This window comes from Rhodococcus sp. NPDC127527 (assembly GCF_042672245.1).
Classification (GTDB): Bacteria; Actinomycetota; Actinomycetes; order Mycobacteriales; family Mycobacteriaceae; genus Rhodococcus_G.
Map to the genome: position 1 here is coordinate 414,832 of NZ_JBHXVP010000003.1, position 21,606 is coordinate 436,437.

The window sequence follows — 21,606 nt, forward strand, 5'->3', positions numbered from 1 at the left end:
GCCACCACGTCCGCACCGCTGCCCGACCCGGCCATGCCGTCGGGCGACCGGCGGGCGGTCACCGCCCCGTCGGCGTCGGCGATGCGGCGCGCACTGCGCCGGGCCCGCGACGGTGCCACGCTGAACGTCGACGAGGCGACCGTGCTGCTGCACGCCCGCGGCGCGGACCTCGACGACCTGTGCACGTCCGCGGCGCGGGTGCGTGACGCGGGACTCGAGGCGGTGGGGCGACCGAACACGGTCAGCTATTCGCGCAAGGTCTTCATCCCGCTGACCCGGCTCTGCCGCGACAAGTGCCACTACTGCACGTTCGTCACCGTCCCCGGCAAGCTGCGCGCGGAGGGGCAGGGGATGTACCTCGAGGCCGACGAGGTCCTCGACATCGCCCGCCGCGGCGCCGAACTGGGCTGCAAGGAGGCCCTGTTCACCCTCGGCGACCGCCCGGAGGCGCGCTGGCCGGAGGCCAAGGAGTGGCTCGACGCCCGCGGGTACGACTCCACCCTCGACTACCTGCGGGCAATGTCGATCCGGGTGCTCGAGGAGACCGGACTGCTCCCGCACCTGAACCCGGGGGTGCTGAGCTGGGAGGAGATCAACCGGCTCAAGCCCGTCGCCCCGTCGATGGGCATGATGCTCGAGACCACCTCGACGCGGCTGTTCACGGAGAAGGGTGAGTGCCACTACGGCAGCCCCGACAAGGATCCGGCGGTGCGGCTGCGCACGCTGACCGACGCCGGCCGGCTGTCGGTGCCGTTCACCACCGGCATTCTGGTCGGCATCGGCGAGACGATGCTCGAGCGGGCCGAGTCGATCATGGCGATCCGCCAGTCGCACAAGGCGTTCGGGCACGTCCAGGAAGTGATCGTGCAGAACTTCCTGGCCAAGGACGACACCGCGATGCGCGAGACGCCGGATGCGGGGATCGAGGAGTTCCGCGCCGCGATCGCCGTCGCCCGGCTGGTGCTCGGACCGTCGATGCGGATCCAGTCGCCGCCGAACCTGGTCTCGGGCGAGGAGTGCCTCGCGCTGATCGCGGCGGGCGTCGACGACTGGGGCGGGGTGTCCCCGCTGACCCCCGACCACGTCAACCCCGAACGTCCCTGGCCGAATCTGGACACCCTCGCCGCGATCACGGCGGAGGCCGGCTACACCCTGGTCGAGCGCACCGCGGCGCAGCCGCAGTACGTGCTCGCCGGGTCGCCGTGGATCGACCCGCGGATCGCCGGGCACGTGCAGGCGCTCGCCGACCCGAACAGCGGACTGGCCAGGCCGGACGCGGCCCCGGTCGGGTTGCCGTGGCAGGAGCCGGACGAGACCTGGGAGTCGACCGGCCGCGTCGACCTCAACACCGAGATCGACACCGAGGGTCGGAACACCGAGACCCGCAGCGACCTGGGCAGCGCGTTCGGCGACTGGGAGACGGTCCGCGAACAGGTGCTCTCGCTGAGCGCGCCGGCTCGGGTGGACACCGACGTGCTGGCGGCGCTGCGCAGTGCCGAGGCCGACCCGGCCGGCTGCTCGGATGACGAGTACCGGGCGCTGGCCACCGCGGACGGCGAAGGCCTCGAGGCCCTCGTCGCGCTCGCCGACGCGCTGCGGCGGGAGGCGGTCGGCGAGGACGTCACCTACGTGGTGAACCGGAACATCAACTTCACCAACATCTGCTACACCGGCTGCCGGTTCTGCGCATTCGCGCAGCGCAAGGGCGACGCGGACGCGTTCACCCTGTCCGCGAACGAGGTCGCGGACCGGGCGTGGGAGGCGCACGTCGCCGGGGCGACCGAGGTCTGCATGCAGGGCGGCATCGACCCCGAACTGCCGGTCACCGGCTACGCGGACCTGGTGCGCGCGGTCAAGGCGCGGGTGCCGTCGATGCACGTGCACGCCTTCAGCCCGATGGAGATCGTCAACGGCGCCTCCCGGGGCGGGCAGAGCGTCCGGGACTGGCTGACGGACCTGCGTGAGGCCGGCCTGGACAGCATTCCCGGCACCGCGGCGGAGATCCTCGACGACGAGGTGCGCTGGGTGCTGACCAAGGGCAAGCTGCCCACCAGCACGTGGATCGACGTGGTCACCACCGCCCACGAGGTGGGCCTGCGGTCCAGTTCGACCATGATGTACGGGCACGTGGACCAGCCGCACCATTGGGTAGGACACCTGAACGTGCTGCGCGGAATCCAGGACCGCACCGGCGGATTCACCGAGTTCGTGTTGCTGCCGTTCGTGCACCAGTCCTCGCCGCTGTACCTGGCCGGTGCGTCGCGGCCGGGCCCGACGCGCCGGGACAACCGCGCGGCACACGCCCTGGCGCGGGTGATGCTGCACGGGCGGATCCCGAACATCCAGACCAGCTGGGTCAAGCTCGGCACCGAGGGCACCCAGGCGATGTTGCAGGGCGGCGCCAACGACCTCGGGGGCACCCTGATGGAGGAGACGATCTCGCGGATGGCGGGTTCGCAGCACGGCTCGGAGAAGACCGTCGCCGAACTGCGCGCCATCGCGGAGGGGATCGGTCGCCCGGCTCGTCAGCGCACGACCGGCTACGCCGAGAGAGTGGGGGTTTCATGAACGCACCGGATCGGAAGGCCGCCAAGGATCGGAACGCAGGGGACCCCATCGGAGACGAGCGCGTCGTCGCCGTCCTGGACCGAGCCGCGTGGGGCGTCAATCCGCTGCTCGAGCTGGCGAGCAGCGACCCGCTGGGCATCAAGGCGCGAACGTTCGTGCTGCATGCAGCGGAGACGGATGGACCGTCGCGGAACGTACTCGACAGGGCGCTCGACGGGGTCGCGTGGTTGCTGGACGTGGCCGAGGTGCCGGGCACCGCCGCGTGGGTGCGGGCCAGTGACGAGCGCCGTGCCCGGTGGTGGCTGACCAGGCTGGGACTGCTCAACACCATCGTCGTCGCGTTCCCGGGTGTGTTGGGTCCGCTCGCGAAACGCTTGCCGCTGCAGGATCTGCTCGGGTTCGCCAACCAGACGATGGTGCTCGTCGCCGTCGCGCGCGAGCTGGGGGTGACCGACCGCGCGGCCCAGGTCGACATGCTCGCGGCGGTGCTGTGCAAGCGTTCGACCGACGCCCGCACGCTGCTCGCGCAGGAGGGGGACGCGGAGCTGCCGGGCAGGTCGGCGGAGACGTGGCGTCCGCTGGCGATGCTCAGCGGGATGTGGCGGACCGCGAAGACGCTGCGGGCGATCCCGGACGAGCTGCACAAGCGGCCGCAGCCGTCCCGGCCGTACCAGGCGCTCGGGCACGTGCCGTTCCTCGGCGCGATCGCCGACTTTCTCGGTGAGCGCGGCGCACTGTTCGACGCCGCGGTGCAGGGCAGGCGGTGGATCGACGGGCACACGGTCCGCACGGCGGTCGAGTACGGCGGTGCGCTCGGGACGACCACGGTCTGACGCACTCTGAGGGCACCCTGCCCGGCCGGGTGCGCGCCGGAGGGGGGATACTGGTAACTCGTGAGCGTTCACGTTGTGCGCTCGACGAATCAGGTCCGTTCAGAAAGGCAGCGGCAGTGCCCTACACGATTGCTGAACCGTGCGTGGATGTGCTCGACAAGGCGTGCATCGAGGAGTGCCCCGTCGACTGTATTTACGAGGGCGGCCGCATGCTCTACATCCACCCCGACGAGTGTGTGGACTGCGGCGCCTGCGAGCCGGTCTGCCCGGTCGAGGCGATCTTCTACGAGGACGACGTGCCGGACCAGTGGAACGCGTACGTGAGCGCGAACGTCGACTTCTTCGTCGAACTCGGTTCTCCGGGTGGCGCGGCCAAGCTCGGCAAGGTCGACTACGACCCGCCGTTCATCAAGGCGCTGCCGCCCATGGGCGAGGACTGACTTGCCCCGTACACCCGTCTCGCGAGGACTGCCCGACTTCCCGTGGGACTCGCTTGCCGAGGCGAAGGCCAGGGCGCAGTCGCATCCCGACGGCATCGTCAACCTGTCCGTCGGCACGCCCGTCGACCCGGTCGCACCGCTGATCCGCGAGGCTCTCGCCTCGGTGTCGGAGGTGCCCGGCTACCCGACCACGCACGGCACCCCGGAACTGCGTGAGGCGGCGTCGGCGGCGCTGGCCCGCCGGTACGGGGTCACCGGGATCGACCCGTCCGCGGTGCTGCCCGCCCTCGGCACCAAGGAGATGATCGCCTGGCTGCCGAGCCTGCTCGGGCTCGGCGCCGACGACCTGGTGGTGATCCCGGAGGTCGCCTACCCGACCTACGAGGTCGGCGCGCTGCTGGCCGGCTGCCGGGTGCTGCGCGCCGACGGCACGATGCGGCTCGGGCCCGAGAGCCCCGCGCTGATCTTCGTCAACTCGCCGTCCAACCCGACCGGCAAGGTGCTCGGCGTCGACCACTTGCGCAAGGTCGTCGACTTCGCCCGCCAGCGCGGCGCGATCGTGGTGTCCGACGAGTGCTACCTGGGCCTGACCTGGGACGCCGAGGCCTACTCGATCCTCGACCCGCGGGTCTGCGACGGCGACCACACCGGCCTGCTGGCCGTGCACTCGCTGTCGAAGACCTCGAACCTGGCCAGCTACCGGGCCGGCTTCGTCACCGGCGACCCGGCGCTCGTCGCCGAACTTCTCGAGGTCCGCAAGCACGCCGGCATGATCATGCCGACGACCGTGCAGGCCGCGATGACGGCGGCGCTGCGCGACGACGAGCACGAGGACGCGCAGCGTGAGCGGTACCGCGCTCGCCGCGAGGTCCTGCTCGCCGCGGTCCGCGGTGCCGGCTTCACCGTCGACAACTCCGAGGCCGGGCTGTACCTGTGGCTCACCCGCGAGGAGGCGTGCCGCGATACCGTCGACTGGTTCGCCGACCGCGGCATCCTCGTGGCCCCCGGCGACTTCTACGGCCCCGGCAGCCGTCGCCACGTGCGGATGGCGCTGACCGAGACCGACGAGCGGATCGCCGCCGCGGCTGCCCGGCTGCGCTGACGCGCAGTGGTGCGCTTACGGAGTGTCTGCCCTCCGAAAGCGCACCACTGCGCGAAGCGCCTTTTCCTGGGCTAGCGTGGACTGCACCACCTCGGGGCAGGAGGCAGCATGGACGCCGTCACACAGGTTCCCGCACCCACCAACGAACCGGTGCACTCGTACGCGCCCGGTAGTCGCGAGCGTACGATCCTCGCCACCGAGCTCGCCGAACTCGCCGCCGACCGCATCGACCTGCCGCACGTCATCGGTGGGGTCCACCGACTCGGTGAGGGCGCGCGGGTCGAGGTGGTGCAGCCGCACCGCAGGCGTGCGGTGCTCGGCACCCTGACCGAGGCCACCCACGAGGACGCCGACGCCGCGGTCGAGGCCGCGGTCGCGGCCGCACCCGGCTGGCGGGCGCTCTCGTTCGACGACCGTGCCGCCGTGCTGCTGCGCGCCGCGGACCTGCTGTCCGGGCCGTGGCGCGAGACCCTCGCCGCGGCAACGATGCTCGGACAGTCGAAGACGGTGCAGCAGGCGGAGATCGACGCCCCGTGCGAGCTGGTCGACTTCTGGCGGTTCAACGTGCACTTCGCGAGGCAGATCCTCGCCGAACAGCCTGGATCGAGTCCCGGCGTGTGGAACCGGATGGAGTACCGGCCGCTCGAGGGATTCGTGTACGCGATCACCCCGTTCAATTTCTCGGCGATCGCGGGCAACCTGCCGACCGCCCCCGCACTGATGGGCAACACCGTGGTGTGGAAGCCCTCGACCACTCAGACGCTCGCGGCGTACTGGACGATGAAACTGCTCGAGGCGGCAGGCCTGCCGCCGGGGGTGATCAACCTGGTCACCGGATCCGGCGCCGCGGTTTCCGATGTGGCACTGGGCGATCCGCGGCTGGCGGGCATTCACTTCACCGGCTCGACCCGCACCTTCCAGCACCTGTGGCGGGAGGTGGGCAGCAACATCGAACGGTACGAGAGCTACCCGCGGCTGGTCGGGGAGACCGGCGGCAAGGACTTCGTCGTCGCACACTCGTCCGCAGACCCGGACGTACTGCGCACCGCCCTGATCCGCGGCGCCTTCGAGTACCAGGGGCAGAAGTGCTCGGCGGCCTCGCGGGCGTACGTGCCGCGGTCGGTGTGGGAGCTGATGGGCGCGGACTTCCTCGCCGAGACCGACGAACTCAGCTACGGAGACGTGACGGACCTGTCGAACTTCGGCGGCGCGCTCATCGACCGCGCGGCCTACGACAAGAACGTCGCGGCGATCGAGCGCGCCCGTGGCGCCGCCGGGGTGGAGGTCGCGGTCGGCGGCAAGTACGACGACAGCGAGGGCTACTTCGTGCGTCCGACGGTCCTGCTCGCCGACGACCCCGCCGACGAGTCCTTCGCCACCGAGTACTTCGGACCGGTGCTCTCGGTGCACGTCTACGACGACCGCGCCCCCGGTGCGTTCGAGCAGCTGCTCGCGGTGGTCGACGCCACCGCGCCCTACGCGCTGACCGGAGCGGTGATCGCCGACGACCGTGTCGCCGTCGACACGGCTTCGGCCGCACTGAGATTCACGGCGGGCAACTTCTACGTCAACGACAAGCCGACCGGAGCGGTGGTCGGGCAGCAGCCCTTCGGCGGGGCCCGAGCCTCCGGAACCAACGACAAGGCGGGCTCGCCGATCAACCTGCTGCGCTGGACCTCCGCCCGCACCGTCAAGGAGACGTTCGTCCCGCCGACGGACTACCGGTACCCGCACATGGGGCCGGAGGTCTGACCGTGGTGCCCCGGGCGCTGGCGAACCCGCTTCGCCCCGCGATCCTCGCCGCGGCCCGCTCGCCCCGGGTGAAGTCGGCGATCACCCACGCGCCGGGCACCCGATCCCTGGTCACCAGGTTCGTCGCGGGTGAGACCCGGGCGGAGGTGCTCGCGGTGGCCCGAGCACTGCTGGACTCGGGCCGGATGGTGAGCATCGACCACCTCGGCGAGGACACCACCGACCTCGCCCAGGCGCGGGCGACGGTCGCCGAGTACCGCGGTCTGCTGGCCGAACTCGGCGATCTACCGCAGGCACATCCGCCCGGCGGCGGGACCCGCCGGCTGGAGGTGTCCGTCAAGCTGTCCGCCCTCGGGCAGTCGTTGCCGTCCGGTGGCGGTGCGGTCGCGCTCGAGCACGCGCACCAGCTCTGCGCGGCGGCGCAGGAGGCGGGAGTGTGGATCACCGTGGACGCGGAGGACCACACCACCACCGACTCGACCCTCTCGATCGTCACCGAACTGCGCGCGGAGTACCCGTGGCTGGGCGCCGTCCTGCAGGCGTACCTGCGGCGCACCGAGGGGGACTGCCGCGACCTGGCGGGGCCCGGATCGCGAATCCGGTTGTGCAAGGGGGCTTACCGGGAGCCGGAGTCGGTGGCCTTCCAGTCCAGGACGGAGGTGGACGCGTCGTACCTGCGGTGCCTGGAGATCCTGATGGACGGCCGGGGCTATCCGATGGTGGCCTCGCACGACCCGGCGATGGTCGCCGCGGCCGCGGTGTCGGCGCGCCGAGTCGCGCGCGGCTCCGGTGAGTACGAACACCAGATGCTCTACGGGATCCGCGACGTCGAACAGGTGCGGTTGGCCGACGCGGGGGTCCAGATGCGGGTGTACGTGCCGTACGGCCGCCAGTGGTACGGCTACTTCATGCGCCGGCTCGCGGAGCGACCCGCGAACCTGACCTTCTTCCTGCGTTCACTGGCCACGAGGGGCTGACGGGTGAGCAAAGTGCCCGGTGGATGGGAGGTTCTCTGGTGAACACGTTCTAGTGGAACGAGATTGGAAGTGTTGTGACCGGTATCACCGCGGCCATGGGTGGCCGCTGAACGAGAGGACGCTTGATGACCAACGTCGAGACCGATGCGACCGACGAAGTTCGCATCATCGACCAGGGCACCCCGCCCGATCGCTTCGCGCGAGGCTGGCACTGTCTGGGCCTCGTCGAGGGGTTCCGTGACGGCGTGCCGCACTCCATCGAGGCCTTCGGGACCAAGCTGGTGGTGTTCGCGGACAGCAAGGGCGACATCAAGATCCTCGACGCCTACTGCCGGCACATGGGTGGCGACCTGAGCCAGGGGACCGTCAAGGGCGACTCGATCGCGTGCCCGTTCCACGACTGGCGCTGGGGCGGCAACGGCAAGTGCACCGCAATCCCGTACGCGCGGCGCGTCCCCCCGCTGGCCCGCACCCGCGCCTGGCTGACGATGGAGAAGGACGAGCTGCTGTTCGTCTGGCACGACCCCGAGGGCAACCCGCCGCCGCCGGAGGTCGCCATCCCCGAGATCCGCACACCCGACGCGGAGTGGACGGACTGGGTGTGGAAGACGATCGAGATCGACACCAACTGCCGCGAGATCGTCGACAACGTAGTGGACATGGCGCACTTCTACTACGTGCACTACGGGATGCCGACGTACTTCAAGAACGTCTTCGAGGGCCACATCGCCATCCAGGAGCAGGCCGGCGAGAGCCGCGAGGACATCGTCGAGTGGGACGACCCGGACGTGCCGAAGCTGCTGGGCAACCGGTCGGTTGCCGCGTACTACGGCCCCTCCTTCATGACCGACGACCTGGTGTACGTGTACGACCGGTACGAGGTCGAGTCCATGCTGATCAACTGCCACTACCCGGTGGGCCCGGACAAGTTCGTGCTCATGTACGGCATCTCGATCAAGAAGACCGAGGAGGTGCCGGCCGAGATCGCCAATCAGCTCGTCGAGGCGATGATCGGCTACATCGGCGTCGGATTCGAGCAGGACATCGAGATCTGGAAGAACAAGACCCGGATCGACAACCCGCTGCTGTGCAGCGAGGACGGCCCCGTCTACCAGCTGCGCCGCTGGTACGAGCAGTTCTACGTCGACGTCGCGGACGTCACGCCGGACATGGTGGACCGCTTCGAGTTCGAACTCGACACCACCAAGCCGGTGGAGGCCTGGAAGAAGGAGGTCGCGGAGAACCTTGCGCGCAAGGCGGCGGCGGAGGCGTCGGCCTGATGGAGCCGGTCGAGTGCGAACGCTGTGGGATCCGGGTCCTCGTCGAGAAGAGCAGCTGGCAGCACACGAGCGTCCAGTGGAACACCGACCACCCCGAGGTCATCTGTGAGGAGTACCGGCAGGATCCGGCCCTGACCCTGCGTGGGGCCCGGGTCGGCCGGTGCTCTGCGCTGCGCGAGTCGATCAACAAGGCCGTCCTCGAGGGGCGGATCACCGTCCCGGACTGACCGAGGCGACCGCCTCCCCGGCCCCGACGACCGTTCGATGTGGCGGGGGAGGCGGCCCCGTCGCATCCGCTGTGAGACGCTGGCAGTCGTGCTGCTCCGTTCCCTGAACCCCCTCTCCGTCGCCCGCGGTGACGACGTCGCCGACGCCGTTCGGATCGGCGACGACGTCCTCTCCCGCAGTGATGTCCTCGGCGGTGCCGGGGCCCTGGCTCGGCGTATCGGCGGTGCCGAGCGGGTCGCGGTGCTGGCCACTCCCAGTGCATCCACCGTGATCGCCGTGGTCGGCTGCCTGCTCGCCGGCGTGACGGTGGTTCCGGTGCCCCCCGACTCGGGGCCGGCGGAGCTCGCCCACATCCTGTCCGATTCCGGCGCCCAGGCGTGGCTCGGCTCTGCACCCGAGGACTCGACCCTGCCGGTGGTCCCGGTGCGGGTGCACGCCCGCGACTGGCACAGTCACCCCGAGCCCGACCCGTCGTCGATCGCATTCGTGCTCTACACCTCCGGCACCACCGGGCCGCCGAAGGGCGTGCTGCTCAGTCGCGGCGCCATCGCCGCCGGCCTCGACGCCCTCGCCGAGGCCTGGCAGTGGAGCGAGAAAGACACTCTGGTCCACGGCCTTCCGCTGTTCCACGTGCACGGTCTGATCCTCGGGCTGCTCGGCCCCCTGCGGGTGGGCAGCCGGCTGATCCACACCGTCAAACCCACCCCGCGTGCCTACGCGGAGGCCGGCGGGTCGCTGTACTTCGGCGTCCCGACGGTCTGGTCCCGGGTCGTCGAGGACGAGGAGTCGGCGCGCGCGCTGAGCGGGGCGCGCCTGCTGGTCTCGGGCAGCGCGCCGCTGCCGGTGCCGGTGTTCGCGCGGCTCGCGGAGCTGACCGGGCTGACGCCGATCGAGCGCTACGGCATGAGCGAGACGATGATCACCCTGAGCACCCGCGCCGACGGTGAACGCCGTCCCGGCTGGGTGGGGACGCCGGTCCGGGGAGTCGAGACGCGACTCGTAGGTGAGGACGGGACGCCGATCCCCCACGACGGCGAGTCCATCGGCGGTCTGCAGGTGCGCGGGCCGATGCTCTTCGACGGCTACCTGAACCGGCCCGACGCGACGGCGGCGTCGTGGACGGCGGACGGCTGGTTCGTCACCGGCGACGTCGCGGCGATCGACGCCGACGGTTTCCACCGGATCGTCGGACGCGAATCGACCGACCTGATCAAGTCCGGTGGCTACCGGATCGGCGCGGGTGAGGTGGAGACCTCGCTGCTCGGACACCCCTCGGTGCGCGAGGTAGCGGTGGTCGGACTGGCGGACGACGACCTGGGGCAGCGAGTGGTGGCATTCGTCGTCGGCGACACGGTGGATCCGGAGTCCCTGATCGCGCACGTGGCGGGCGAGCTGTCGGTGCACAAGCGGCCGCGTGAGATTCGAGTGGTCGACTCGCTGCCGCGCAACGCGATGGGCAAGGTGCAGAAGAAGCTGCTCGGCTGAGCGTTGTCGGGCCGGTCGCTGCGTTCTAGGCCAGTCCGCCCGCGCCGGTGAGGGTGACGAATTCCGTTCCCGCGCGGCGCAATGCGGGCAGGGCGGCGGCCAGACCCGCGGCGGTGTCGCCCCTGGGTCGGTTCATGTGCATGATCACGATGGACCCTGGTGCCGCGGCGGTCACCGCGCCCTGGACCTTCGCGGTGGGCAGGGTGGCGCCGGCGTCGCCGTTCACCGTGAAACCGACCACCTCCTCGCCGAGATCGCGGACGATCGCGGTCGCGACGTCGTCGCAGTGCGCGGTCCCGGGCCGGAACCACCTCGGTGCGGAGCCGGTGATCTGTTGCAGCCGTTGGTGGTTCCCCCACACCTCGTCCACCACCTCCGCGGCGGATCGGGTGCCCGCGATGCCGTAGGCGCTGCGCCCGGTCACCGACAGCGGAAGATGACGCGTTCCGTGATTGCCGAGCTCGAACAGCGGGTTGGCGGCCAGCCGGACCGCGACCGCCGGATTGGCGTCGATCCAGCGACTGTTGAGGAACAGGGTGGCGGCGACTCGTTCGCGCTCGAGCAGGTCGAGGAGCGCGGTGTCCACCGCCGCGCCGCCCCCTGGCCCGCCGCACGCGTCGAAGGTGAGCGCGAGACGGTGACCGGCCGACCCGAGCCGGGTTCGGATCCCGGTCACGGCCGTGCCCCACTCGTGCGGGACTGCGGTCGCGTACTTCGCCTGCACCGCCGCGGGGTCCGGTGGCGGCGGAGTCGGGGGCTCGGTGAACCAGGGCGCCGCGGAGCCGACGTCGGGGAGTCCGGGGGCCGGGAGCGCGGCGTCCGCGGGTGCCGGGCTGACCAGCGAGGGGCCGACGTACGCCCAGCTCGCGGCGCCGATGCCGCCCCCGAGCAGTCCGAGCAGCACGGACCGGCGGGTCACCCTCGAATTCACATACCGAGCCTAGATCCGGCGGGCCGCGCCGTCGCGTCGAGAGCGACCGGCACGAGCACGGTTCGCCGAGAGTTCACGCCGCGGTCACGGTTCGGCGGCTGCGTCCGATGAACGCTCGTTCCTGAGGACTTTTCCCGCGATACGGGACTAGCCTCGACAAATATGAGCCAGCCTGCAGAGAACACCCGCATCGTGCTCGCTTCGCGCCCCGTGGGCGAGCCCCAGCAGTCCGATTTCCGAATCGAGTCCGCGCCGCTGCCCGCGCCGGGCGAGGGACAGTTGCTGCTCGAGACCCGCTACCTGTCGTTGGATCCGTACATGCGTGGCCGGATGAGCGACGCCGAGTCGTACGCCGACCCGGTCGCGCTCGGCGACGTCATGGTCGGTGGCACCGTCTGCACGGTGCTCGAGTCACGGGATCCCGGCTACTCCAGCGGCGATGTGGTGCTGTCCTTTTCGGGATGGCAGAGCCACTCGGTCGCGGACGCGCACCACGTCCGCAAGATCGACCCGAGCGTCGCGCCGGTGGAGACGGCCCTCGGGGTGCTCGGGATGCCCGGATTCACGGCGTACGCCGGGCTGCTCCGGATCGGCAAGCCGCAGCCTGGCGAGACGGTCGTGGTCGCCGCGGCGACCGGGCCGGTCGGCTCGGCGGTCGGGCAGATCGCCCGGATCAAGGGCGCGCGGGCGGTCGGGATCGCCGGTGGCGCCGAGAAGTGTGCCTACCTGCGCGAGCTCGGCTTCGATGCCGCGATCGACCACCGCGCCCCCGATTTCGCCGACCAGCTGGCCGCCGCGGTGCCGGACGGCATCGACGTCTACTTCGAGAACGTCGGCGGCAAGGTGTGGGACGCGGTGCTGCCACTGCTCAACACCTACGCCCGGGTGCCGGTGTGCGGATTGATCGCGAACTACAACCTCACCTCGGCGCCGCCCGGCCCGGACCGGGCCCCGGCGTTGATGAGCCGCATCCTCACCAAGAGCCTGACCGTGCGCGGCTTCATCCAGTCCGAGTTCGTCAAGGAGTCGTACGCGGACTTCATGCTGGACATGTCGGGCTGGATTCGCGACGGCAAGGTCGGCTACCGCGAGGACGTCGTCGACGGGCTGACGAACGCCCCCGAGGCGTTCATCGGACTGTTGCGGGGCAAGAACTTCGGCAAACTCCTGGTGAAGGTGGCCGACGCGTGACCGGGCTGGTGAGTCACCAGCCGCAGGCCCGCGTCGGTGTTCTCGACGTCGTGGCGTTCGTGTGCGAGCTCGCGATGCTCGTCCTGCTCGCCCTCGCGGGTGCCGAGTCCACCGATGCGCTGCCGTGGCGGGTGGTCGCGGCGATCGCCCTGCCCGCGGTGGCGGCGGGAATCTGGTCGGTGTGGATGGCGCCGACCTCCCGTCGCAGGCTGCGCAACCCGGTGCGGCTGTACGCCCAGATCGCGTTGTTCGCGGTGGCCGGGGCGGTCGTCGGAGCGTTCCTCGCGTGGCCGCTGGGCGCGGCCTTCTTCCTGGTGTCCGCGTTGGTGTTCGGGGAGTTGTGCCGGCGCGAACTCCGCGCACCGTGATCGGGTCACCTCCGCAGCGACACGGCGCCCTGCGCTGAATTCTCTTCATCATCGGTCACTCTTTCGCGCACGGCCAATCCGGCGCAAGCTCAGCTCCGAATGCCGATCATGTACACGATCGTGCTCATCGGGTTTCTCGGCGGCCTGATCACCGGCATCTCCCCGTGCATCCTTCCGGTCCTGCCGGTCGTCTTCTTCTCCGGTGCCCAGAACGCCCGCACCGGCGAGTCCGCCCAGCGGGCAGCCGACAGTGGGGACGTGCTCGCGATGGCCGCGCCGAAACCGTCCCTCGGCGACGCGCTGCGCCCGTACCGGGTGATCGCAGGGCTGGTGGTCAGCTTCAGCGTGTTCACGCTGGCCGGATCGGCGCTGCTCTCGCTGCTGCGCCTGCCGCAGGACGCGGTGCGCTGGGCCGGACTCGTGGTGCTCACCCTCATCGGTCTCGGACTGATCTTCCCGCAGGTCGAGCAACTCCTCGAGCGTCCCTTCGCGCGACTTCCGCAACGTCGGGTACGCACCGGCAGGAGCGGGTTCGGACTCGGCCTGGCGCTCGGTGTGCTCTACGTCCCGTGCGCGGGACCGGTTCTCGCGGCAATCGTCGTTGCGGGGGCCACCGGGCACATCGGCCCGGAAACCATCGCGCTGACGCTGTCGTTCGCAATCGGCGCGGCGCTGCCGCTGCTGGTCTTCGCCCTGGCCGGACGTCGAGTCGCCGAGCGGGTCACGGTGTTTCGCAACCACGAACGTCAGATCCGCGTCGTAGGCGGAATGCTGATGATCGCGCTGGCGATCGGGCTGGTCTTCGATCTGCCTGCGATGCTCCAGCGCGCCATCCCCGACTACACCAGCGGCCTCCAGGGCAGGGTGGCAGGCAGCGACGACTTGCAGGGCTCACTCGACCTCGGCGGCATTGTCAACGACCAGAACCGGGAACTGTCGAACTGCACCGACGGTGGCGCCACGCTCGAAAGCTGCGGCACCGCGCCGGACATCACCGGGATCACGGGATGGCTGAACACACCGGACGGCGGGGCCGTCGACCTGAAGTCGTTGCGTGGCAGGGTCACCCTGATCGACTTCTGGGCGTACTCGTGTATCAACTGCCAACGCGCGATCCCGCACGTCGTCGACTGGTACAACACCTACAAGGACCGGGGCCTCGAGGTGATCGGCGTGCACACCCCCGAGTACGCATTCGAGCGTGTCCCGGGCAATGTCGCGGCAGGTGCCGCCGGTCTGCACATCGACTATCCGATCGCGTTGGACACCAACTACTCGACGTGGACGAACTACCGCAACAGTTACTGGCCCGCGGAGTACCTCGTCGACGCCAACGGTACTGTGCGGCATGTCAAGTTCGGAGAGGGCGACTACGACGTCACCGAGAACCTCATCCGGCAACTGCTCAGCGAGGCGCGCCCCGGCGCCGATCTGCCCGCGGCGACGAACCTCCAGGACACCGCCCCCCGGGCCGAGATCACACCCGAGACGTACCTCGGGGTCGGCAAGGTGGTCAACTACGGCGGGGGCGGGACCTACGACCAGGGCGCAGCGACGTTCGACTACCCGCCGTCGCTGCCCGCCGACAGCTTCGCCTACCGTGGGTCCTGGACGCTCGACCACCAGGGTGCGACGGCCGACGGCGACACCTCGAGCATCGAACTGAACTACCACGCCCGCAACGTCTTCCTCGTCGTCGGCGGTTCCGGGACGGTCACCGTGGTCAAGAACGGTCGGGCCACGACGGTGCCGATCGCGGGGCCGCCGACCCTGCGTCAGATCGTTGCCGGTGACGCCTCGGGTTCCGGTCACCTCGAGGTGACCTTGTCCCGAGGCCTGCAGGCCTTCTCGTTCACCTATGGGTAGCCGTCGAGTGACCGACGGCGGTCGGTCGGTGTGGGCGCAATCGCGTGATCGTGAAACAAACCGGGACCTGTGGACGACAAGAGGCGAGAGAGTATCGATATGGGGGAGATCGAAATGAATCCGGATGTGCCGATGGTGGAGTTGTCGGGCTGTCTCGTGGTCGGGATGCTGCCGTTGCGCGACGACCAGGCTGCGGTCGCGGTCGGCGAGCTGGTTGTCGCGGAGGCGGTTCGAACGGGGGTACGGGGGGTGATCCTGGACATCGAGGCGATCGGCAGCGTCGATTCCCGGGTCGTGGGAACGGTGAACGCGATCGGCATCCGGCTGCGTTCGGCGGCGGTGGACTGCGTGGTGGTCGACGGCCGATCGGCAATGCAGCGGTTTCGCGACGACCAGCGCGAACGGTCCCGACTCGACACCGTGGACTCGCTCGACGACGCCTTGGCGTGCCTGCGCTAGCGTCGATCGTCCCTAGCGCATGTCCCGGAACACCGGGTCCCGCTTCTCGCGCCGGGCCAGGGTGGCCTCCTCGAAGTTGTCGGTCATCAGCCGGATCATCAACTGGCCGAGGCCTTCCTGGTTCATGTGCTGCGCCATCGAGGAGGCGTCCAGGCTCGACCACAGGGTTCGCTTGGTGAGCTCGACGCCGGGCCGGGAGAACGCGGCGATCCGTTCGGCGAGCGTGAAGGACTCCTCGAGCAGGTCCTCGTCGGGCACCAGGCGCGAGACCAGGCCGATTCGCTCGGCCTCCTCGGCCTCGATGTCGCGGCCCGACAACATGATCTCGAATGCGCGCGACGAGCCGATCGCGCGCGGCAGGAGGTAGCTCAACCCGAGCTCGCTCGCGGTGAGCCCGTTGTTGATGCCCGCGGCACGGAAGTACGCGTCGGGGGACGCCAGTCGAATGTCCGCGGCCAGCGACAGGCAGAATCCGCCGCCGATCGCGGCGCCGTTGACCGCCGCGATCACCGGCTGATGCATCCGGCGGATCGCGAGCACCACGTCGTCGAGGATCTCCATGGCGCGCAACGCGATCGACGGTCGCGTCAGTCCGTCGATGTGCGGGGGACTGCCCGCCGAGGCCTGGTCGGCTCCCGAGCAGAAGCCGCGGCCCGCGCCGGTGAGCACCACCGCGCGCACCGAGTTGTCGTTGCTGATCGCCTCGAGCGATTCCTTGAGCGGCACCATCACGTCGAACGCCATCGCATTCATCCGCTCCGGGCGGTTCAGCGTCACCAGCGCGACGTTCTCGCGAGGCCGTTCGACGAGGATGAAGCTCACGGTAGTTCTCCTGCTCTGCGTCAACGGTCGGACCAGCCGACCCTACGTCGAGCGGGCGTGAATTGGAACAGGTTCTAGAAGAAGGTTCCCGCGATCGGCCGACGCCTACTGGACGTTTGGTTTACTGTCCCGGGTGGCAGTGGCAGCGATCCGTCCGACAATGGGGCTCACGTGACCTGGAATTCTCTCTCCCGACGAAGGTTTCTCACCGCCGGTGCGGGGGCCGCCGCAGCCGTCGCCGCGACCTCGATGCTGCCGCCGTCGCTGCAGCGTGCGCTGGCCGCGCCGGTGCCGTCGGGAGGGCTCGACTCGATCGAGCACGTCGTCCTGCTCATGCAGGAGAACCGGTCTTTCGACCACTACTACGGAATGCTGCGCGGGGTACGAGGATTCGGTGACCCCAACGCATTGCGATTGCGAGGCGGGGCAACCGTTTTCGAGCAGCCCAGCCCGAACGGTCCGGTGCTCCCGTTCCCGATTCGGGACTCCGCCGCCGCCCAGCGGATGGACACCCAGAACGTCACCGGCCTCGATCACAGCTGGGACGGTGGACACCAGGCCCTGGCGGACGGTTGGCACGACGGCTGGATCGCGGCCAAGACCGGCACCACGATGGCCCACTACGACCGTCAGGACATCCCGTTCCACTACGAGCTCGCCGACGCGTTCACGATCTGCGACGCCTACCACTGCTCGGTGCCGACGTCGACGAGCCCCAACCGCAACTACTGGGTGTCCGGGTACACCGGATTCGAACCCGCCGGCCCGAATCCGTTGGGTTCGACCGCATCGTTGGGGTCGACCGATCTGGCGAGTCCGGCGAGCCCAGAGGGTCGCGCGGTCACCAATGCCGCCTACGACCCCTGGCACGCCGGCTACGGGTGGACCACCGTGCCCGAGCGGCTGCAGTCCGCCGGCATCACCTGGAAGACGTACCAGGAGTGGGACAACTTCGGCGACAACAACCTCGAGTACTTCACCACCTTCAAGAAGGTGGGGGCTCACCTGCTCGGTAACCCCGGCCTGGTGCCGTACGAGCTGCAGACCCTGGCCGGGTTCTACCTGGCGCTCCCGTCACTGCCGGCGCCCGCCCAGGACGCGGCGGTGCGCGCCCTCGAGATCGCCGTCGACCAGCTGTCCCCGGCCGACCGACAGCTGTACGACCGCGCGCTGTACCGGTCACGGCCGGGCACGCTTGCCGCCGAGTTCCGGCGCGACGTCGAGGCGGGCAGGCTGCCGCAGGTCAGCTATCTGGTTCCGTCCGAGGTCGATTCGGAGCATCCGTCGGGATCGTCGCCGGCGGCGAGTGCGACGCTGCTGTACCAGGTGCTCGACGCCGTCGCGTCCGATCCGGAACTGTGGGCGAAGACGGCCGTGATCGTCAACTTCGACGAGAACGACGGCTACTTCGACCACGTGCCGCCGCCGCGTCCACCGCAGTCGGTCGGCACGGAGTGGGTCGCGGGACAGCCACTCGGACTCGGCCCCCGGGTGCCGATGACGATCGTGTCGCCCTGGACGGTGGGCGGCTTCGTGTGTTCACAGGTGTTCGACCACACTTCGGTGACACAGTTCCTGGAGAAGCGGTTCGGGATCACCCAGCCCGAGATCGATCCGTGGCGGCGCACGGTGAGTGGGGATCTGACCTCGGCGTTCGACTTCGTCAATCCGCGCAGCCGGCCGAACCTCACCCGCCCGCGGCCCGCGCCGCCGTTGGATCCGAGGTGGACACCGACTCCGCCGGCCCTGCAGCGAATGCCGCTGCAGGAGAGTGGCACCCGTCCCGCTCGCGCACTGCCATACCAGCCCGACGCGTGCGCGACCGTGGACGCCGGGGCCCGTTCCCTGACGGTGCATTTGGTCAATGCCGGTGCCGCGTCGGCGCACCTGGCCCTGTACCCGTACGCGGGGGAGTTCGACGTGCCGCGGCACTACGACGTTCGGGGTTCGGTGGAGGACACCGTCGCCCTACCCGGCTCACTGTACGAACTGACCCTGTTGGGCCCGAACGGTTTCCGGCGGGAGTTCGCGGGTTCGGTCGACGGCGCGGCAGCGGGACTAGCGGTGTCGACGACGGTGAACGCGGCGGCGCGAACGCTGGACCTGACCGTGAAGAATTCGGGGCCGCACGAGGTGACGGTCGCGGTGGACGGCCAGCACCGCCGACTCGCGCCCGGTGGCCGCGAATCCTGGACGGTGCGGTCGGTGGACGGCTGGTACGGGTCCACCGTGACCGTCGACGAGGACGCCGCCTTCCGGCGCAGGCTAGTCGGTCACGTCGAGAACGGCAGGGAGAGCATCAGCCAGCCGACGTGAATTCGGTCTCGCTGTTTCCCTCACGTGGCGGCCGCCGCTGGGACATGATGTCTGGACCAAGCGTCCAGTGGGAGGTTCCGTGCGTCGTATCCGGCTCGCATCCCTGATCGTGACGGGCTCGCTGATCCTCGGTGGCGGCGTCGCAGCCGCACAGGGCAGCCTGCCGACGGGCAGCGGTGACGGCGGTGCGGTGTCGCCGTCCTACCTGAAGGACCAGTCCGGTCGCTCCCTCGTCCTGCGGGGGTTCAACACCGCATCGAGCGCGAAGAGCGCGCCGGACGGCATGCCGGAGTTCACCGAGGCGGACCTCGAACGCGAACACGCCGACATGGGAACCAACTTCGTGCGTTTCCTGATCTCGTGGCGTTCGGTGGAACCCGCACCGGGCCAGTACGACCAGGCGTATCTGGACCGCGTCGAGGACCGGGTGAGCTGGTACGCCGAGCGCGGCTACAAGGTGATGCTCGACATGCACCAGGACGTGTACTCCGGCGCGATCACCGCCGACGGCAACACCGGCAACGGCGCCGGCGCGATCGGCAACGGCGCGCCCGCGTGGGCGACGTTCACGGACGGCCTTCCCGTGGAACACCAGGATCGGTGGGAGCTGTACTACATCCAGCCGGGTGTCATGCGTGCGTTCGACAACTTCTGGAACACCACCGGCAAGCACCCCGAGCTCGCCGAGCACTACGCGAACGCGTGGCGGGCGGTGGCCGAGCGGTTCGCCGGCAACGACGCGGTCGTGGCCTACGACCTGATGAACGAGCCGTTCGGCGGGACCCTGCAGGGGCCGAAGTTCGAATCCGGTCCGCTGGCCGCGCTGTACCAGCGGACCACCGACGCGATTCGACAGGTCGACAAGGACAGCTGGGTGTGTGTCGCCTCGCAGGCGATCGGCGTCAACCAGGGCCTGCCCAGCGGGCTCACCAAGATCAACGATCCCCGCCCCGGCGAGCAGCGCATCGCCTACTGCCCGCACCTCTACCCGCTCAGCACCGAACTGGGCGGCGGGTACGAGGGCGTTGCCCGCACGCTCACCGACGCGACCGTCGAGGCCTGGCGGGCCAACGCCGTACACACCTCCAAGGTGCTCGGCAACGCACCGATCATCCTCGGGGAGTTCGGTCTCGACACCACCAAGCCGGGTGCCCGTGACTACATCGAGCGCGTCTACGCGACCGCCCGAGAGATCGGGGCAGGAGTCTCGTACTGGTCCAGCGATCCCGGACCCTGGGGTCCGTACCTGCCCGACGGAACGCCGACGATCCTCGTCGACACCGTGAACAAGCCGTACCCGCGCGCGGTGGCGGGCACGCCCACCGGATGGTCGTCCACCGCGAACCGCCTCGAGCTGACCTTCACCCCCGCCCCCGCAGTCACGGCACCCACCGAGATCTACCTCCCCCGGAGCGGGTTCCCGGGCGGTGTCGACGTCGACGGCGCCGACGTCGTGGACTGGAACCGGCAGAGTCGACTGCTCACCGTTCGGACCCCGGCCGACGCACACAGCGTGACGGTCACGGTGACGCCGACGGCGTGATCACCGGCTCGGTCGTCGCTCGACAGCGACGGTCAGTCGGGCAGTGCCGCCGTCGCCTGGCGACGACGCCGCGCGTTGAGCACAGACAGTCCGGTGATCACCAGGAACAGCACCGCCGTGGAGATCAGCTGCTTGCGCGCGTCCACGTCGGTGAGCATCAGCAGGATCAGGGCGCCGAGGGCGGCGAGGGTGAGCCAGCTCAGGTAGGGGAAGCACCACATCCGCACGGTGAGCTCGCCCTCGGCCTCGAGTCGCGGACGCAGCCGCAGCTGGGAGACCACGATGAAGATCCAGATCACCAGCAGGGCGGCGCCGACCGCGTTGAGCAGGATCGAGAGCAGAGAGTCGGGCAGCAGCCAGTTCAGCAGCACCGACACGAATCCGAAGAACACCGACAGGATCACCGCGTTGGTCGGCACGCCGGTCGAGGACAGCTTGGACAGCAGCGCGGGACCGTCGCCGCGGCGCGCGAGCGAGAACGCCATCCGCGAGGTGCCGTACACGTTGGCGTTGAACGCGGACAGCAGCGCCACCACGACGACCAGTTCCATCAGGCCCGCGACGTACGGGAGGTGTGCCTGATTGAGCACCGCGACGAACGGCCCGCTCTGCAGGTGCTCGGAATTCCACGGCAGCACCAGCACCATGATGGCGATGGACCCGATGTAGAAGACGCTGATCCGCCACACCACGCTGCGCACCGCGGTCGCGATCGAGCGTTCGGGGTCGTGTGATTCGGCCGCCGCGATGGTCACGATCTCGATGCCGCCGAACGCGAAGGCCACCACCAGCAGTCCGGCCGCGATCCCCGCGAAGCCGTTGGGCATGAAGCCGCCCTGGCCCAACAGGTTGGTGAAGCCGACCGGGTCGGTGTCGGGCAGCAGCCCGAACACCAGCAGGACGCCGATCACCAGGAACGCGACGATGACCGCGACTTTCAGTGCGGCGAACCAGAATTCGAACTCGCCGAAGTTGCTGACCTTGGCCAGGTTGACCACCGCGAAGAAGCTGACGAACACCAGCGCGATCACCCACTGCGGCAGCCCCGGCAGCCAGCCGTGCACGATCGCCGAGGCGCCGGTGATCTCGGCGCCGAGGACCATGATGAGCATGAACCAGTAGAGCCAGCCCATCGTGAACCCGGCCCACTCGCCGATGCCGATCCGCGCGTAGTGGCTGAAGGATCCGCTGGCCGGGATCGCCGCGCCCATCTCGCCGAGCATGCGCATGACGAACACGACGATCAGGCCGGCGATCATGTACGAGATCAGGACCGCCGGCCCGGCCTTCGCGATGCCGACGCCGGTGCCGAGGAACAGGCCCGCGCCGATCGCGGAGCCCAGGCCCATCATCGTGAGATGGCGGACCTTGAGCCCGTGCCCGAGATGCGAGGTGTCGCCCTCGTCGGTGCTCGCGGGGGTACTCGGCACTGCGTCGGTCATCGG

General features: G+C 69.7%; 18 protein-coding genes. 15 read left to right on the forward strand and 3 right to left on the reverse strand.

The features are described 5' to 3' along the window. Positions 1-33 precede the first annotated feature (33 nt). From ACFVH2_RS07850 to ACFVH2_RS07890, 9 genes are all read left to right on the forward strand, one after another. Positions 34-2,568 (forward strand): bifunctional FO biosynthesis protein CofGH, encoded by a 2,535-nt coding sequence (locus tag ACFVH2_RS07850; RefSeq protein ID WP_378420512.1) that lies wholly within the window; start codon positions 34-36, stop codon positions 2,566-2,568. Beyond that, the gene (locus ACFVH2_RS07855) at positions 2,565-3,401 is read left to right on the forward strand and encodes a hypothetical protein (protein ID WP_378420083.1); all 837 of its coding nucleotides are present in this window, start codon (positions 2,565-2,567) and stop codon (positions 3,399-3,401) included. The genes ACFVH2_RS07850 and ACFVH2_RS07855 overlap by 4 nt, the downstream gene beginning before the upstream one ends. A gap of 116 nt (positions 3,402-3,517) precedes the next feature. Beyond that, positions 3,518-3,841, forward strand: a complete 324-nt coding sequence (gene fdxA / locus ACFVH2_RS07860; protein WP_142095390.1) for a ferredoxin — start codon at positions 3,518-3,520, stop codon at positions 3,839-3,841. A 1-nt stretch (position 3,842) separates the two neighbouring features. Then, positions 3,843-4,943: a succinyldiaminopimelate transaminase gene (gene dapC / locus ACFVH2_RS07865; protein WP_378420082.1), complete on the forward strand. Its 1,101-nt coding sequence runs from the start codon at positions 3,843-3,845 to the stop codon at positions 4,941-4,943. A 108-nt stretch (positions 4,944-5,051) separates the two neighbouring features. Further along, the gene (gene pruA, locus ACFVH2_RS07870) at positions 5,052-6,695 is read left to right on the forward strand and encodes an L-glutamate gamma-semialdehyde dehydrogenase (protein WP_378420081.1); all 1,644 of its coding nucleotides are present in this window, start codon (positions 5,052-5,054) and stop codon (positions 6,693-6,695) included. 2 nt (positions 6,696-6,697) lie between these two features. Then, positions 6,698-7,672 carry a proline dehydrogenase family protein gene (locus ACFVH2_RS07875; RefSeq protein WP_378420080.1) on the forward strand — a complete coding sequence of 325 codons (975 nt, stop codon included), beginning with the start codon at positions 6,698-6,700 and terminating at the stop codon, positions 7,670-7,672. A 125-nt stretch (positions 7,673-7,797) separates the two neighbouring features. Further along, a complete protein-coding gene (locus tag ACFVH2_RS07880; RefSeq protein WP_378420079.1) occupies positions 7,798-8,952 on the forward strand; it encodes a Rieske 2Fe-2S domain-containing protein in 1,155 nt (384 codons plus the stop codon). Beyond that, entirely contained in the window at positions 8,952-9,179 is a 228-nt protein-coding gene (locus ACFVH2_RS07885; RefSeq protein WP_378420078.1) for a hypothetical protein, read from the forward strand. The genes ACFVH2_RS07880 and ACFVH2_RS07885 overlap by 1 nt, the downstream gene beginning before the upstream one ends. Positions 9,180-9,267: 88 nt before the next feature. Then, positions 9,268-10,665 (forward strand): acyl-CoA synthetase, encoded by a 1,398-nt coding sequence (locus tag ACFVH2_RS07890; RefSeq protein ID WP_378420077.1) that lies wholly within the window; start codon positions 9,268-9,270, stop codon positions 10,663-10,665. A gap of 25 nt (positions 10,666-10,690) precedes the next feature. On the opposite strand, the gene ACFVH2_RS07895 is transcribed toward ACFVH2_RS07890, so the two are convergent. After that, on the reverse strand, positions 10,691-11,596 hold the full coding sequence (locus tag ACFVH2_RS07895) for a polysaccharide deacetylase family protein (RefSeq protein WP_378420076.1): 906 nt from the start codon (positions 11,594-11,596) through the stop codon (positions 10,691-10,693). A 162-nt stretch (positions 11,597-11,758) separates the two neighbouring features. Here ACFVH2_RS07895 and ACFVH2_RS07900 point away from each other — a divergent pair, with 162 nt between their 5' ends. The 4 genes from ACFVH2_RS07900 to ACFVH2_RS07915 all read left to right on the forward strand — a co-directional run bounded on the left by ACFVH2_RS07900 (position 11,759) and on the right by ACFVH2_RS07915 (position 15,480). Then, positions 11,759-12,787, forward strand: coding sequence for an NADP-dependent oxidoreductase (locus tag ACFVH2_RS07900; protein ID WP_378420075.1), 1,029 nt, complete (start codon positions 11,759-11,761; stop codon positions 12,785-12,787). Next, positions 12,784-13,155, forward strand: a complete 372-nt coding sequence (locus ACFVH2_RS07905; RefSeq protein WP_378420074.1) for a DUF2568 domain-containing protein — start codon at positions 12,784-12,786, stop codon at positions 13,153-13,155. Before ACFVH2_RS07900 ends, ACFVH2_RS07905 begins: the two co-directional genes overlap by 4 nt. Positions 13,156-13,263: 108 nt before the next feature. Continuing rightward, complete coding sequence (locus ACFVH2_RS07910; RefSeq protein ID WP_378420073.1) at positions 13,264-15,021, forward strand: cytochrome c biogenesis protein CcdA; 1,758 nt, start codon at positions 13,264-13,266, stop codon at positions 15,019-15,021. A gap of 114 nt (positions 15,022-15,135) precedes the next feature. Further along, positions 15,136-15,480: a hypothetical protein gene (locus tag ACFVH2_RS07915; protein WP_378420072.1), complete on the forward strand. Its 345-nt coding sequence runs from the start codon at positions 15,136-15,138 to the stop codon at positions 15,478-15,480. Between the two features lie 12 nt (positions 15,481-15,492). On the opposite strand, the gene ACFVH2_RS07920 is transcribed toward ACFVH2_RS07915, so the two are convergent. Beyond that, on the reverse strand, positions 15,493-16,302 hold the full coding sequence (locus ACFVH2_RS07920) for an enoyl-CoA hydratase (protein WP_378420071.1): 810 nt from the start codon (positions 16,300-16,302) through the stop codon (positions 15,493-15,495). 171 nt (positions 16,303-16,473) lie between these two features. On the opposite strand from ACFVH2_RS07920, the gene ACFVH2_RS07925 reads away from it, so the two are divergent. Together ACFVH2_RS07925 and ACFVH2_RS07930 are read left to right on the forward strand one after the other, a co-directional pair. Beyond that, the gene (locus ACFVH2_RS07925; protein WP_378420070.1) at positions 16,474-18,618 is read left to right on the forward strand and encodes a phosphocholine-specific phospholipase C; all 2,145 of its coding nucleotides are present in this window, start codon (positions 16,474-16,476) and stop codon (positions 18,616-18,618) included. A 79-nt stretch (positions 18,619-18,697) separates the two neighbouring features. Further along, the gene (locus ACFVH2_RS07930) at positions 18,698-20,161 is read left to right on the forward strand and encodes a cellulase family glycosylhydrolase (RefSeq protein WP_378420069.1); all 1,464 of its coding nucleotides are present in this window, start codon (positions 18,698-18,700) and stop codon (positions 20,159-20,161) included. A gap of 32 nt (positions 20,162-20,193) precedes the next feature. Here the strand turns inward: ACFVH2_RS07930 and ACFVH2_RS07935 are convergent, their stop codons facing one another. Beyond that, entirely contained in the window at positions 20,194-21,603 is a 1,410-nt protein-coding gene (locus tag ACFVH2_RS07935) for an amino acid permease (protein WP_378420068.1), read from the reverse strand. Between the last annotated feature and the right edge of the window lie 3 nt (positions 21,604-21,606).